The sequence below is a fragment of the Nitrospira calida genome (assembly GCF_976986435.1).
In genome coordinates this window covers 590,108-604,325 of the sequence record NZ_OZ335950.1, presented here as the reverse complement: position 1 = coordinate 604,325, position 14,218 = coordinate 590,108, and the positions used below count along the sequence as shown (strand labels likewise).

Annotated in this window: 14 protein-coding genes; 8 read left to right on the top strand and 6 right to left on the bottom strand. The window is 60.6% G+C overall.

The window, feature by feature from the left end; genetic code table 11:
- Nucleotides 1-8 precede the first annotated feature (8 nt).
- From ACWHTU_RS03055 to ACWHTU_RS03040, 4 genes are all read right to left on the bottom strand, one after another.
- Nucleotides 9-731: a phosphocholine cytidylyltransferase family protein gene (locus tag ACWHTU_RS03055; RefSeq protein ID WP_447861545.1), complete on the bottom strand. Its 723-nt coding sequence runs from the start codon at nt 729-731 to the stop codon at nt 9-11.
- Complete coding sequence (locus tag ACWHTU_RS03050) at nt 728-1,822, bottom strand: pyridoxal-phosphate-dependent aminotransferase family protein (protein WP_447861543.1); 1,095 nt, start codon at nt 1,820-1,822, stop codon at nt 728-730. Before ACWHTU_RS03050 ends, ACWHTU_RS03055 begins: the two co-directional genes overlap by 4 nt.
- A 94-nt stretch (nt 1,823-1,916) precedes the next feature.
- Entirely contained in the window at nt 1,917-2,495 is a 579-nt protein-coding gene (locus tag ACWHTU_RS03045; RefSeq protein WP_447861542.1) for a thiamine pyrophosphate-dependent enzyme, read from the bottom strand.
- 83 nt (nt 2,496-2,578) lie between these two features.
- Nucleotides 2,579-3,082, bottom strand: a complete 504-nt coding sequence (locus tag ACWHTU_RS03040; RefSeq protein WP_447861541.1) for a thiamine pyrophosphate-binding protein — start codon at nt 3,080-3,082, stop codon at nt 2,579-2,581.
- A gap of 122 nt (nt 3,083-3,204) precedes the next feature.
- Here ACWHTU_RS03040 and ACWHTU_RS03035 point away from each other — a divergent pair, with 122 nt between their 5' ends.
- The 7 genes from ACWHTU_RS03035 (at nt 3,205) to ACWHTU_RS03005 (ending at nt 12,203) form a co-directional block, all read left to right on the top strand.
- Nucleotides 3,205-3,771 carry a hypothetical protein gene (locus ACWHTU_RS03035; protein ID WP_447861540.1) on the top strand — a complete coding sequence of 189 codons (567 nt, stop codon included), beginning with the start codon at nt 3,205-3,207 and terminating at the stop codon, nt 3,769-3,771.
- 162 nt (nt 3,772-3,933) lie between these two features.
- A complete protein-coding gene (locus ACWHTU_RS03030; protein ID WP_447861538.1) occupies nt 3,934-4,536 on the top strand; it encodes a hypothetical protein in 603 nt (200 codons plus the stop codon).
- Nucleotides 4,537-4,569: 33 nt separating this feature from the next.
- Nucleotides 4,570-5,154: a hypothetical protein gene (locus ACWHTU_RS03025; RefSeq protein ID WP_447861537.1), complete on the top strand. Its 585-nt coding sequence runs from the start codon at nt 4,570-4,572 to the stop codon at nt 5,152-5,154.
- A 76-nt stretch (nt 5,155-5,230) separates the two neighbouring features.
- Complete coding sequence (locus ACWHTU_RS03020) at nt 5,231-6,910, top strand: isocitrate lyase/phosphoenolpyruvate mutase family protein (RefSeq protein ID WP_447861535.1); 1,680 nt, start codon at nt 5,231-5,233, stop codon at nt 6,908-6,910.
- A gap of 133 nt (nt 6,911-7,043) precedes the next feature.
- Nucleotides 7,044-7,691 carry a TetR/AcrR family transcriptional regulator gene (locus ACWHTU_RS03015; protein ID WP_447861534.1) on the top strand — a complete coding sequence of 216 codons (648 nt, stop codon included), beginning with the start codon at nt 7,044-7,046 and terminating at the stop codon, nt 7,689-7,691.
- A complete protein-coding gene (locus ACWHTU_RS03010; protein WP_447861533.1) occupies nt 7,688-8,878 on the top strand; it encodes an efflux RND transporter periplasmic adaptor subunit in 1,191 nt (396 codons plus the stop codon). The genes ACWHTU_RS03015 and ACWHTU_RS03010 overlap by 4 nt, the downstream gene beginning before the upstream one ends.
- A 121-nt stretch (nt 8,879-8,999) precedes the next feature.
- The gene (locus ACWHTU_RS03005; RefSeq protein WP_447861532.1) at nt 9,000-12,203 is read left to right on the top strand and encodes an efflux RND transporter permease subunit; all 3,204 of its coding nucleotides are present in this window, start codon (nt 9,000-9,002) and stop codon (nt 12,201-12,203) included.
- A gap of 6 nt (nt 12,204-12,209) precedes the next feature.
- Here ACWHTU_RS03005 and ACWHTU_RS03000 read toward each other — a convergent pair whose 3' ends face one another.
- On the bottom strand, nt 12,210-12,545 hold the full coding sequence (locus tag ACWHTU_RS03000) for an SCP2 sterol-binding domain-containing protein (protein WP_447861531.1): 336 nt from the start codon (nt 12,543-12,545) through the stop codon (nt 12,210-12,212).
- Between the two features lie 573 nt (nt 12,546-13,118).
- Here ACWHTU_RS03000 and ACWHTU_RS02995 point away from each other — a divergent pair.
- Entirely contained in the window at nt 13,119-13,484 is a 366-nt protein-coding gene (locus tag ACWHTU_RS02995; protein ID WP_447861529.1) for a PilZ domain-containing protein, read from the top strand.
- A 170-nt stretch (nt 13,485-13,654) separates the two neighbouring features.
- Here the strand turns inward: ACWHTU_RS02995 and ACWHTU_RS02990 are convergent, their stop codons facing one another.
- Nucleotides 13,655-14,122: a hypothetical protein gene (locus tag ACWHTU_RS02990; protein ID WP_447861527.1), complete on the bottom strand. Its 468-nt coding sequence runs from the start codon at nt 14,120-14,122 to the stop codon at nt 13,655-13,657.
- Between the last annotated feature and the right edge of the window lie 96 nt (nt 14,123-14,218).

The following is a 14,218-nucleotide window of genomic DNA, read 5'->3' as shown; positions in this document are numbered from 1 at the left end:
CCCTGTTTCTATTCCAGCTTCGGTAAGATGTCCCGCTCCGCCCGCACGACATCTTCGGGAAAATCGATCTCGATCCACGGCAGGCCGCCGATTTTCTCGCACCCCACCGTGACGTCCCGAAAGAATTCCAATAGGCCGTCTTCATACTCCATGTCCCACAGACCCCGATCCACATAGCCTTTGAGGGAGTTCACCAGGTGTTGCGCGTCACGGTGCCGGACTTTCAGGAATCCCACCCCCTCGCCCGCATAATCATACTGCAAGGGCATCTGCTTGGTCAGCGCGATCACCCGCCCCCCGCGCACTACGACCATGCATTCCTCTCCCCGCTGCAAGACCGTCTCGTCCATCAGCAACGCGTTGGGCCACGGCGAGCGGACCAGCCGCCGAAGGATCTCCCGATGAAACAGCACGTCCGCGTCCATGATGAGCGCGTCGTCGTCCAGTTCTGTCCGGGCCAGCCACAGAGACGAGATGCTGCCGCGATGGTACTGCTCGTTGACGAGATAGGTGATGCGAACGCCGCAACAAGCCGTTCCCGCAACAGCCCTGATCATGTCTTGCTTATATCCGACCACAATCGTCGCTCGCCTGACGCCCGAGCTTCCCAGGGCATCCAGAGACCGCAGAAGGAGCGAGCGCCCGCCGAATTCGATGAGGCACTTCGGGCGATGCTGCGTAATGGACCACAGCCGTTTACCGACTCCGGCTGCGAGGATGACGGCTTTCATGTGCGAACGGCCGCGCTCTCCAGAACACGCTCAAAGGCCTGCAGAAACTCTTCGATCTGCTGAGGCGCCAGGGCGCCCATATTCGCGACGCGGAAGATCTTGCCTTCCAGTTGCCCCTGGCCGGCGTAGATGACGTAGCCCTGCTCCTTCAGCCGATCGTGCAGGGTCTGGTAGGCCAACCCCGTGGGGAGATAGTAGGACGTGACTGTGTTGGATTGCAGCTCTGGCGGGAGCACCGGCTTGATACCTAGCGCGCTCATCCGCCGGCGGATGAGTGCCGCCGCCTTCGCGTACCGTTGAATCCGGTTCGCCACCCCCTCTTCCAACAGTTCGTTCAACGCCTCATCGAACGCATAGTACAACTGAACCGCTGGCGTGAAGGGAATCGCCTCCCTGCCTTCCTCGTCGAAATAATGGGTGAGATGGAGGTACCAGGAGCGTTTCGGATAACCCTTCATCCGTTCCATAAATCCCCGTCGGACCAAAACAAACGACACCCCGGGAAACCCCTGGATGCACTTTCCCGCCGTTCCGGCCACCATATAGATATGCGATCCGGCGATGTTCAACGGTTCGCCCGCCAGACCGCTCACGGAATCCAGAATGAAGACCCGATTCTGGCCGTCCACCACGTCCGCGATCTCTTTGACCGGGTTGATCAAGCCGGTCGTCGTTTCGTGATGCACCATGGCAACCGCGTGGACCTCGGGATGCTGCCGGAGCGCCACCCGGAGCTTTTCTGGATCAGGCCGCGTTCCCCATTCCAATTTGAACTCCGACACGCCGAGGCGGTGGAGCCCCACTATGTTGGAAATTCGTTCGCCGTATACCCCGTTGTTGACGACCAGGATCCGCTTCCCGTGGGGAATCGAGGAGAGGACCGCGGATTCGACCGCAGCCGTGCCTGATCCTGTCAGGATGATCGCCGCATATTCGGACTCGGCCCCCGGCACGAACGCCTTCAGGAGTTTCTGGCGGATGCCGCGTAGCAAGTCCGCGAACTCGGATTCGCGATGGCAGATATCCGGGCGGCTAAGCGCCTGCCGCACCCGCTCAGACACGTTGACGGGACCAGGATTCAGCAAAATCATAAAAGCCTCTGGCACCAGGCGATGGGTGGAAGGCTATGGGCAGAGGGAACATCCGTCCTTCAGCTTATAGCCTATAGCCCTTAGCCCATGATATTCATGCAATCGCCTTCATAAACCGCCTGGTGATCTCGGGCGGCTCCAGCATCACGCGGCCCGCGTCTTCCGCCATCTCATTGACCTTCACGAGCAGGAAACTCGGGCCGTCTTTCTCCAGCATGTCTTTGAACTCGTACACCAGATCTTCGCGTTCGCGCACCCGTTCGACGTTCACATACCCGGCCGCTTTCGCCACTAGGTCCAGCCGCACGACATTCGAGATCGTCGGCTGGTTACCCGTACTGCCGTAGACTTCGTTGTCGAAGACGATGTGCACAAAGTTCTTAGGACGCAGCGCCCCGACCGTCGCCAACGTCCCCAGACCCATCAGGACATTCCCGTCGCCGTCGAAGATCACAACCTTTTTATTCGGCTTTGCCAAGGCCACGCCCAATCCAATGGCCGGCGCCATCCCCATCGATCCGATCATGTAGAAATGCGTCGGGCGATCAGCGATTTTGAACGCTTCACGGGACGGAAAGCCGTTGCAGATGATCACCGGTTGATCGGTGAGCAACTCCAACGCCGCCGCGATCGCCTGAGCCCGGCTGATAAGCGTGCCTTGTTCCGGTCTCATTCGAATTCCCTTTGTCAACCGTCAACCGGCAATCACCCTCCGATGATCGACGATTGACGAATGGCCACTGACGCACGGTGCCTTCACGGCTGCAGCCCCCTTACCACACCCTTCTTGATCAGCAGGGCCACCGGAATGCTCTGTTGCATAAGGGTTTCCGCTACCCACTTCAGATCATTCATGACCGCCTGTTCCGACAGCGTCCGATGCGGGATCCGCACTGTGTCCAGCAATTGCGTCATGGTCTGCCCCATAACCAAGTGTTCCGGCGCGTCTTTGCCTTGGAAACCCCGCCACGAGACGATTAAGAGACAGGGCTGGCGGTAAATCAGATTGAGCGAGATCAGGGTGTTCAGCGAGGTGCCCAGCCCGGAGTTTTGCATCAACACCGCCGGGATCTTGCCCGCCATATAGGCGCCGGCCGCCATGGCGACGGCCTCGTCTTCCCGCACCGCTGGCACATAAAGGCGCCGCTCCAGGAGTTCGGCGATAATTCCGCCCAGGATGGAATCCGGCACGCCGGTGAAAAAATTGACCCCCATATCCTGGAGCGCCTGAACGAACGTATCGCTTTCGATCACATCCACCCCGCCAGAGAGGCCTCGTGCAAGTCCGCAAAAAAGCGGGTCGCATTATAGCCAAGCATCGGGTCATTCTCAACCAAGGGGGAGTTGCGTTGCCGTCACGCCCATGGTAGCGTGCTCCTGCAATGCAGGAACGTGGCTGCACGGTTTTGATCCGACACCTTCACATCAGCGTCGCGCTCGCCTGCGGACTGATCGCCGTCGGGTGGCTCGTTCCGCAGTTCGGCCTTCTACCGGCCCACGCCGTCGTTACAATGGTGAACGACCCCAAAGGCTTTCACGACATTCCCTGGGGCCTCCCACTCGCTAGCATCCCCAGCCTCACGCTGACCCACGCCGGCATGCTGATCCAAGATTATGAATGGAAGAACGGTCCGCCCAAGCTCGGTGACACGCCCGTCGACAGCATGCGATTCTCCGCCGTCGAGGGGAAGTTCGCGCGGGTCATGATCCGTTACCGCGGGCAGAAAACCCATGAGCAAGTGCTAACCTATCTGCAAACCCGCTTTGGTCGCATCGAGCGCATTCCGGGGCAGATGCTGCGCGGTTTGAGCCAGCAATACACCTGGCGGGGCACGGATACCGAGATCAATCTGATCTATGAGGCCAACGGCGAGCGTGGCTTCGTCTTTTTCGAGAGCCGCACGCTGGCGCCACGGTTCAACGAAGGAATGTCGGAAACCGGCGAATGAATCGCCTGCGACGGAACCGACAGCGGACTTCTGAAACTGGCCGAGAAGAGACGAGAAGAGAATAGCGGAAGGCCGGTGACAAGTTGCGCATCGCTCTGGGCATATGGCGCGCGTGAAGCCCGTCCCGGAGCAGGATCGAACGCAACCGACAAGGGTGCAGACATGGATGCTTTCTTGACGCATCGCCCGATCCAGCACCTGATCCCCCCCTCCGGCCCGGCTCGGCTCTCCTCTACAGCCGTCGTCTTCTTATCAATCTTCTTCTTCGCGGGATTTTTGCTCACCGCATCGCCCGCCAGCGCCGTACCCATGACCAACGATCCCAACGGGTTCGAAGGTATCCCTTGGGGGGCCGTCTTTTCCGAGACCGCCAACTTTGTGGTGGCCGAGGAAGCGGGGCGCATCAAGGGCTATGAACTCAAGGGCGGACCCCCGCCGTTAGGCCCCATCGTCATCGACTCCATGCGGTTCATGACCGTCGACGGGAAATTCGCACGGGTCATCGTCAAGTATCATGGAAGCGACACCCATCAGAGAGTCGTCGAGTATCTCCAGGCGAGGTTCGGTCCTCTCGATGCGACACCGGGACAAATCGCCGGCGGCGCGTTTCAGGAGTATGCATGGCAGGGCGACGAAAGTCAGATCAGTTTGACCTACAACAAGCGACGAGACCTTGGGGTCATCTTCTTTGAAAGTCGGGCCCTGGCATCCTCTTTCGCCGAAGGGATGATGCCGATCCCCGATCTCGGCGGCGCGACGTATTAATCATCGAATTGCGTGCACACACGAGGTAGCGCTATGAACACCTTCTTGCTTCCGCGGCCTTCGCTTTACGCGCACGCCATCCTCGACCGGACCACGCGTGCGCGGACAACCAGTCCTTTGTTCCTGCTCCTCGCCGGGCTTGCGTCATTTCTTCTTGAATCACCGGCCGGGGCCGTGCCCATGACCACCGATCCCAAAGGATTCGAAGGCATCCCCTGGGGCGCGACATTCTCGGAGACGGCCACATTTGTGAAAGTCGAAGAAAGCGGGCGATTCCAGACTTACGAATTGAAAGCGGGAGTGCCGCCGCTTGGCGGGGTCTCGGTGGACTCGATGCGGTTTACGACCGTGGACGGAAAATTCGCCCGCGTCACGGTCCGCTACCATGGTCAGGCCGAGCACGACCGAATCATAGCGTACCTCGAATCCCAGTACGGTCCCCTGGATCGGACACCCGGTCAGATCGCGGCCGGGGCCGTGCAACTTTTCTCCTGGAGCGGACCGATGACCGAGGTCACGCTCCGCTACCGAGGGCGGGAGAGTCAGGGTATTATTTTCTTCGAGAGCCAGTCGCTGCGCTCCTCATTCACCGAAGGCGCTTCCTCCACCGCGCAGTGATGGAAGCGCACTGCAGTGCGGACCCGACGAAACTTTTCATTGACAAGCGGCGAGCGTTTTCGCAAGATGCGTCCCCATGCATAACGCCACGAAGCTCCGCCGTCTCCTGCAACGCCCGGGTATCATCAAAGCCGTCGGCGCCCACGATGCACTCAGTGCGAAGCTGATCGAGCGCGCCGGCTTCGACGCTGTTTGGGCCAGCGGGTTCGCCATCTCCGCCTCCCTCAAGTGCCTCCCCGACGCGAGCTTCATCACCTCAACCGAACAGCTCGAGGTCGAGCGCAATATGGCCGAGGCCGTCACCATTCCGATCATCGCCGACTGCGACACGGGCTACGGAAACGCGCTGAACGTGATGCGGACCGTCACCGACCGGGAACGGGCCGGCGTGGCGGCTATCTGCATCGAGGACAACGTGTATCCGAAACGGTGCAGCTTCTACGCCGGTGTCCGCCGCGAGCTGGTCCCGATCGAAGAACACTGTGGAAAGATCAAGGCCGCCAAGGCGGCGCAGACGGTGCCCGACTTCGTGGTGATCGCCCGGACCGAAGCGTTGATCGCCGGGTGGGGACGGGAGGAGGCGCTGAAGCGGGCCGAGGCTTACGCGGAAGCGGGGGCCGATGCGGTGCTCATCCACTCGAAGTCGCCGACCTTCGACGAACTCAAAGCAGTCGCGAAAGCCTGGTCCGGCCGCATTCCGCTGGTCGTCGTGCCAACGATCTTCGATCAAGTGACCGCCGCCGAACTCGAAGACGCCGGGTTTAAGATCGTGATCTATGCCAACCAACTGGTCCGGGCCAGCATCAGGGCGATGCAAGACGCGCTCGACCTCATCAAACGGGACACGCGGCCGGGATCCGTTAACGACCGGATCGTCGCGCTCAAGGACGTGTACGAGATCGTCGGCGTGCCGCAGATGGAAGAGGACGAGCGGCGCTTCTTGCCGGTCGGCGGCGAGAGGATCACGGCCATCATCGCAGCCGCCGGCTTCGAGAAACAATTGCTGCCGCTGATCGAGGACAAGCCGAAGTGTCTCCTGGACATCAAGGGCAAGACGATTCTCGAACGGCAGATCGCCGCCTTGAACGAGTGCAACATCAAGGACATTGTTTTGATCAGGGGCTATAAGAAGGAAGCCATCGCCCTGCCCAATATCCGGTATTACGACAACGATCGCTACGAAGAGACGGGCGAGCTGTATTCGCTCTTCTGTGCCGAGAACGAGATGAAGGGCCGCACGATCGTTCTGTACGGCGACATCATCTTCGAAACCGCGGTGCTGGAGAAATTGCTGAAAAGCCCGGCGGACATTACGCTGGTGGTGGACCTGGCGTGGCACGACGAGACACAGCGGGGAAGGCCACCGATCCACCTCAATCCGGACCTGGTCATGCTCCAAGACCCGCCGGGGAAAAGCTACCTGTACCGCTACGTTATGCCGGACGAACAGAATCGCGTCATCAAAATCGGCCGGCACCTGCCGCCGGACCAGGCGCACGCGGAGTTCATCGGTATGGCGATGTTCTCGGAAAACGGCATCAAGGCCTTCACCGAGTGCTACCGCCAGGCGATGGGCAAGTACCGGAGCAGGGGCTTCCACGAGTCTGGCAGTTTCCTCAAAGCCTCCCTGACCGATTTGATTCAGGAACTCATCGACACCGGCCACACGGTCAACTGCGTCCCCATCTTTAAAGGCTGGATGGAAGTAGACTCCTTTGAAGAGTACCAGAAAGCCTGGGCCAAACTGCGGCAGTAAGCTTCGTTCGGCTGCCCGCCGGTACGCGCCTCCTCACCGATTGGATCGACATCCCAATAGTCGCGCCGCTTGTTGGGCGCGGGAATCCTGTGATAGCATGCCAAGTGAGTAAACACTTACTCACTTGACCGGTATGGCACGCAACTCCAACGGGGCCCGCGCCTCATCCCGCGAACGGCAGGCCAGCTTGATCGCCGCCGCGGCCTCGCTCTTTGCCGCCAAAGGCTTCAAGGGAACGACGACTAAGGAAATCGCCAGGGCCGCTGGGGTGAGCGAAGCGCTGGTGTTCAAGTACTTTCCCAACAAGCGCGCGCTCTACGCCGCGATTCTGGCCGAAAAGGCAAGCCTCTCCGAGCTGCTCGAAGCGGTGGAGGAGGCGGCGCGGAAGCGCGACGATGTCAGGGTCTTCACGCTGATCGCCGGCTACCGTATCCGGCCCGGCGCCGACCCGACCTTGATGCGGCTGCTTCTCTTCAGCGCGCTGGAGGGTCACGAGTTGTCAGACATGTTTTTTCGCAAGCACCATCGCGTCTTTTACGACTACCTGGCGGGCTACATCAAACAACGGATCAGAGACGGCGAGTTCCGCAGCGTGAATCCACTCCTGGCCGCGCGGGCGTTCATCGGCATGATCGTGTACCATCGCCTGCTGCACGAACTCTTTCATGTTCCCGTCCAACACCCGCACGATGAAATCGTCTCCACCTACGTCACGCTGTTCCTAGACGGGCTGAGGGTCCGCCGATCGAACGGCAGGGCATTGCGACGCAGGGTACCATGAATCGCGTCAGACAACATCCCATTTTGACCCTCGCGGCGCTGCTGGTCGCGGTCGTCGCAGGGCTGGTTGTCTTCCGGTTGACCACCAGCAGCGCAAAGGGCGACGGCCGGAAGGGCCGCGTGATCACGGTCGGAACGGTCACGCCGATCCGGCAGGATTTGGATGTGCGGCTCACGTACACGGCGGACCTCACGCCCAACCAGGTGGTGAACCTGTTCTCGCGCGTGGACGGCTATATCTCTAAGATTCACGTGGACAAGGGCGATTTCGTCAAAGCCGACCAGTTGCTGGTCGAAATCGACCACACCGATTTCATCCACGCGGTCAACCAGGCCAAGGCCAACCTGGCGGCGGCTCGTGCGCGGGTCGCGCAACAGGAGGCCACTCTCCGGAACGCCAAACTGACCCTCGACCGCATGCAAGCCCTCATCAAGGACCAGTTCGTCTCTCAGCAGGATTTGGACAACGCGCAGGTCAATTACGACGCGGCCGTCGCACAGATGGACACGTTTCGCGCACAAGTCCGGCAGATGGAGGTCGCACTGGCCCAGGCCCAGACCAACTTAACGTATTCCTATATCCGGGCACCCTTCGCCGGATACGTGGCCGAGCGCAACCTGGACCCCGGGGCGTATGTCAGCGGGGCGACCGCGAGTACCAGCACCTTTTCGCGGGGAATTCTTAGTCTGCATGATATTGAGACCGTGCGCACGTTGATCGAAGTGGTCGAAAAAGACGTGCCGCTCGTAAAGATCGGGCAGAAAGCGGAGATCAGAGCCGAGGCGTATCCGGATCGGATCTTTGAGGGGACCGTCACCCGAGTGGTCCAGGCGCTGAACCGCGCGACGCGCACGATGACCGTGGAAGTCGACCTGCCCAATCCCGACCACGCGCTCAAAGGCGGGATGTTCGCCCGCGTCGAAGTGATCGTCGGCACGCATCCGAACGCGGTGCAGATTCCGCTGGACGCGCTGACCCGTCTCGAAGACCTTCAGTACGTCTACGTTGTCCGCGAAGGGAAAGCCCGCCGCGTTCCAGTTGAGGTCGGAAATCGGGTCGAGAACCGCATCGAGGTGACGAAAGGCCTGTCAGGCGACGAGGAGATCATCGTCTCGGGGAAGGACCTGGTCACGGACGGCACCGCGGTCCAGACCAGACCGCTTGATACCGAGAAACGTGAGACGTGATGCGGTACGTGCAAACGAGGCGCGAGAACATGCTCGCGAAGCCATCCACCACCTATGACGCATCACCGGGACCCTTTGCATTCCGCCGCGCAATAGGCGCCCTGCGTCACGCCTTCGAATTATGTGGCTGACCCTTCTCGCGCTCAGAAATCGCATCGGGATTTTGATGCTGTCGCTGGCGATGGTCGTGTTGGGCGCGACCTCCCTGGAACGGTTGCCCGTCGACCTGTTTCCTAACATCCAGGTCCCGGTGGCCTTCGTCGGCGTCATCTACAAAGGCGCGCCGCCGATCGACATCGAACAGAGCGTCGTCTATCCCATCGAGAAAGCCGTCAGCTCCGCCTCCAACGTCGAGCATGTCGAATCGTTTTCCAAGCAAGGCATCGGAGCGGTGCAGATTTGGTTCAACTGGGGAGCCGACATCAACGTCGGTCAGATGGAAGTAATGCAGCGCGTCACGCAGATTCTGAATCAACTGCCGCCCGGCATTCTGCAGCCGTTCATCGTCAAGTTCGATGTGTCCAACATCCCCGTGGCATTCGTGACGGTCTCCGGCGGCAACCTGGACGAACGCGCACTGTACGACCTCGCTTATAACACCATCGCCCCGCAGATCGAACAGATCGCCAACGTCGCCGCGGCGACGGTCGAGGGCGGCAAGATCCGCCAGATCAACATTAACCTCGACCCAGCTCTCCTGCAAGCCCGGGGGTTGTCGATTCTCGACGTCGTCAAGGCCGTCAAAGCAGCGAACCTCATCCTGCCCTCGGGCGACATCAAAGCCGGTAATCTGGACTACAACGTCTTCACCAATACTCAGTTCAAGACCATCGAGCCGATCGCGGACGTGGTCGTCAAGGTCAACCAGCAGGGAAATCCGGTGCGGGTGCGCGATCTCGGCGTTGTCACGGACTCATCGGACATTCAGACCAACATCGTGCGCACGGACGGCCAGCGGTCGGTCTACCTCCGGGTGAACAAGCAGCCGGTGGCCAACACGGTCGAGGTCGTCGACGCGCTCCGGCGGGCGATTCCGAAGATGGTAGGCATTCCGCCCGGCGTGAAGCTGGGCATCTCCTTTGATCAGTCCGTGTACATCCGGCAATCGATCAAGAACCTTGGCGAACAGGCCCTGCACGGCTCCGTGCTCGCCGCCGCCGTGATTCTGGTGTTTCTCCGCAACCTGACCAGCACGCTGATCATTTTCGTCGCGATCCCGCTCTCAATCATGGTGACGTTCATCGTGCTCTACTTCACGGGGCAGACGCTCAACGTCTTCACGCTGGGCGGGCTCGCCCTGGGCGTCGGGCGTCTGGTGGACGATTCGATCGTGGAACTGGAGAACATCCAACGCCACCTCAACGCCAATCCCCGTCGGTGGGAGGCCATTCTCGACGCCGCGCGCGAGGTGGCCATGCCGATTTTCGCCTCCACCGTCACGACCGTCGTCGTTTTTCTTCCCATCTTTTTCGTCGTGGGCATCGCCAAGCTGCTGCTGATTCCCCTGACGTTCACGATCGCCGTCGCGCTGTTCACCTCGTTCTTTGTCTCGCGGACCGTCACCCCCGCGCTCTGCTACAAGTTCCTCAAACCGGAACGCGAAGCGCACCGCGCCATGCCCGCGTGGTTCGTCCGCGTCATGGACTGGAGCCGTAGCCGGTATGAAGCGTTGGATCAGGGCTATGAACGGAGCTTGCGGTGGGTTCTGGCCCACCGCCGCACGCTGATCGCCACGATCGTCCTGTTGTTTTTCGGTTCGCTGGCCTTGCTGCCTCACATCGGAACCGAATTTCTTCCCGTGACGGACGAGAGCCAATTTCGGATCGTGCTGCGCGCACCAGTGGGTCAACGGGTCGAGAAGACGGAGCGACAGGTGGCGGAGGTCGAACGGGTCTTGCGGGAAAACATCCCGCCCGACGAACTGGAGACCATCGTGTCCAGCACCGGCGTGCTGGCGCAGGGCCGGTCGTCGCTTTTCAACCCCAACACCGGCCCGCACACTTCGATCATCCAGGTCTATCTGAAGCCTCCGGACAGGCGAAAGCGCAGCCAGATTCAAATCATGAACGACGTGCGGCCCAAAGTGGTGTCGCTCTTCCCCGGCGTCGCCATGTTTTTTGACCCTGGTGGGTTGGTGAAGCGGGTGACCAGCTTTGGCTCGCAGAAGGCCGTGGACGTGGAAATCTACGGGTATGAGTTGGACAAGGCGCGGGACGTCATCCGGCAGGTCGAGGCGATCATGCACCAAACGCCCGGCCTCGCGGATATCGAAGTCAGCCGGGAAGAAAACTATCCCGAGGTGAACGTCCTTGTGGATCGCGAGAAGGCCGCGCTGCTCGGCATCAGCGAAACCGATGTGGCGAATGCCGTGCTGTTTTCTTTGAACGGGAACGGCCAGACCGACCCGATCATCTACACCGACCCACAAAACGGCAACGAATACTACATCAGCGCCTGGCTCGCCGAGGAATACCGGAAGGACCTGACCGATCTGGAAAACATCGTCCTGACGACCAAGAACGGCGAACCGGTCCTGCTGAAGAACGTAGCGTCGCTGAAGCTCAACGCGGGACCCGTGAAGATCGACCGCAAATACTTCCAGCGGGTGGTGCACATCACGGCCAACCCGGTCAACCGCGACCTCGGTTCGATCGCCGCCGATCTGGAGACGGCCTTCGCCGCGCTGCAGTTGCCACCGGGCTTCAGCATCCGGTTGGCCGGCCAGATCCAACAGCAACGGGAGACCTTCGAAGGCCTGATCTTCGCCAGCGCCCTGGCGTTGATCTTGGTCTATATGGTGATGGCCGCCCAGTTCAAATCCCTACTTGACCCCTTCATCATCATGTTTTCAGTCCCCATGGGCTTCCCCGGCGTCATTCTGATCCTGTTCCTCACAAACACCACGCTGTCCACCACCTCCATGATGGGCGTCATCATGATGCTGGGCATCGTGGTGTCGAACGGCGTCCTGCTGGTGGACTACACCAACGTCCTGCGCCGGCGGGGCACTTCGCTGCGCGACGCGGTCGTCCTCGCTGCCCGCACCAGGTTGCGGCCGATCCTCATGACCTCGCTGGCGACGGTCTTCGGCCTCCTGCCGATGGCCATCGGACTCGGCACGGGCGGCGAGACTAACGCGCCGCTTGCCCGCGCCGTCGTCGGCGGGCTCAGCGTCTCGACCGTTCTGACGCTCTTTCTGATTCCGACGTTGTACCTGATTTTGGAGGAGCGTTTCCCCCGCAGGCTGGAGGAAGACCTGTCCGACACGAGCGGAAACGGACGATCGCTCCAACCAGCCGAACTGCCTACGCCGGTCCTTCGTTGACGGGAATTACCGCACGGTGGGAAACAAGGCTTTGAGATGGAGTACTAAGCCGATGTCGCCGCTGATCCGCAAGCGCCCGGACATCGCGACCGAAGCGCCGTCAAGCTGGCCGTTTAAGATCTGAAGACAATCTTCGCCGGACATGGAGAAGATGACGTGCGGATCGGGATGGACGCCCGGACGCACCGCGCAGGCGCCGTCGTGAATCTCCACATAGTACTGCCCGCCCTGAGGTCCGCTCAAATCGAACTGATAGACAGCTGCCAGCCCCTCCGCCGCTTCGGCATCGAACTTGCCCGGCAGCGCATCGAAGAACTCCTTGACCGTTTGCGGCTTCATCATCCCCAGATCCTTGGACAAGACAGAACGCGTTTAGCTTGTGCGGCTCGCCGAGCGAGCCGCAGATGGGGCGGCACTATAAAGCAGCCCCCAGACCATGTCCAGATTTTCACAGGATCGGTCGTTGACAAATTCTCGACCCCTTCGCGAGAATGCCTGTTATGCTCGAAACTCCGTCCGACCAGCCGGGCGAGCCGACTGGCTCGCCCGTCGATCTTCCCGATCGACTCTGCACCTGGTGCAGGGTTCCCATGCGAAAGCGCCTCGTCGGCAAAGGGAGGTTCATCCATTACGTGTGCCCCCGGTGCGTATTCCAGCATACGACCAAGCGCACCGCCTCCGAGAACGCGTAATCGCGGGACGGGTTTCCCCTTCGAGTTCCTCTTCGCGGAGACATGCACACGGCGGAACGCCGTCGGTTACGCACAGAGGAGACCAGCCGGTGTTCCTCTCGCACGCGATTCACGCAACATGCCGTAGGTGTAGACTGCCAGATTCATAAATTGATAGGATAGATGATGTTAGAGAACCCGCTGATCCCGGCAAGGGGATCCGGAGCAGATTTGAGGGCTTGTTGTGGCGGACTCGGACACACGTCGAGACGCTGGCGAATCGTCCCCGCCGTCGTATCGAAGACAATGGCCGCGCGGCGCGCTCGTGACGTCCTGTTCTTATTTCCTGACCGATACGAGCAATCCCGGCTCCGTCCGATACTTGCAAGGCAATGCGCTCTCAATCAACGTGAGTTCCGGTGGCATGTTGTTGCTCGTAGGCCATCCCGCACAAGAACGCCAGATCCTGGAAATCCGCGTGCCGACACCGGCCGGCACGACGATCCCGACGCTCGCCGAAGTCCGCTGGTCCAAATCAATCCCTGTTGAGGAAGGCGAAAGTCTCTGGCTGGCGGGCGTCCGGTTTCTTTTCGCCTCCGCTCGCCCGTAAACGACGACGCGTCCGGTTCCGAAGGCGGTGCGAGCGGAACTACCCGGATACGCCGTCTGCGGTAGTCGGCCCGGAGCACGCAACAACGCTGCAGGAGCCCCTTGTCAGGACCGAGCGGTCGAAACCAAAAAGACAGCGGGGTCAGAAGACGATCTGTCCCGTCGTCGGACTCACGCCACGTCCCGCATGGGCATGGATTGATCGATAAAGAGGTCTCCGTCGTCGCCGTGATTCAACGGCGCATCGCGGAGTTCATCCAGTACGATCACGATGCGCGAGTGCGGGAAGGACAACCGGTTCGGCAATCCGAACGCGTGAATGTGAACGCGCCGCCCGAATTCACCGACCACCCGCCTGTATTCGAACGGTTCGGACCAGCAAGACTCGGCTCGGGCCTCCAAGCCGGTTCGCACGATTGCGCAGACTTCGGCGACGACCGGAGGAAGCGCACGATCGGTTGAGTCCCACAGGGCAACCTGACTGAGCCGACCCGCGAGTTCGCAAGCCCGGCGGTTAATGTACAAGATTTTCATCGTCGGAGCGAGCACCAGAATGCCCGGGCTCCCGTTCTCGCGCGTCAACCGGCTGTTTTGAGCCGTTGCAGGAAACGCATAATTGATGTTGCCCACGGTTTTCATGGTGACCTCCCGTATGACAGGACCGTTATCGCACCGATGAAAGCGATGTGCGACGATGACTCTTCCGAAGAGGCGATGCCAGGCGCCCAACGACTC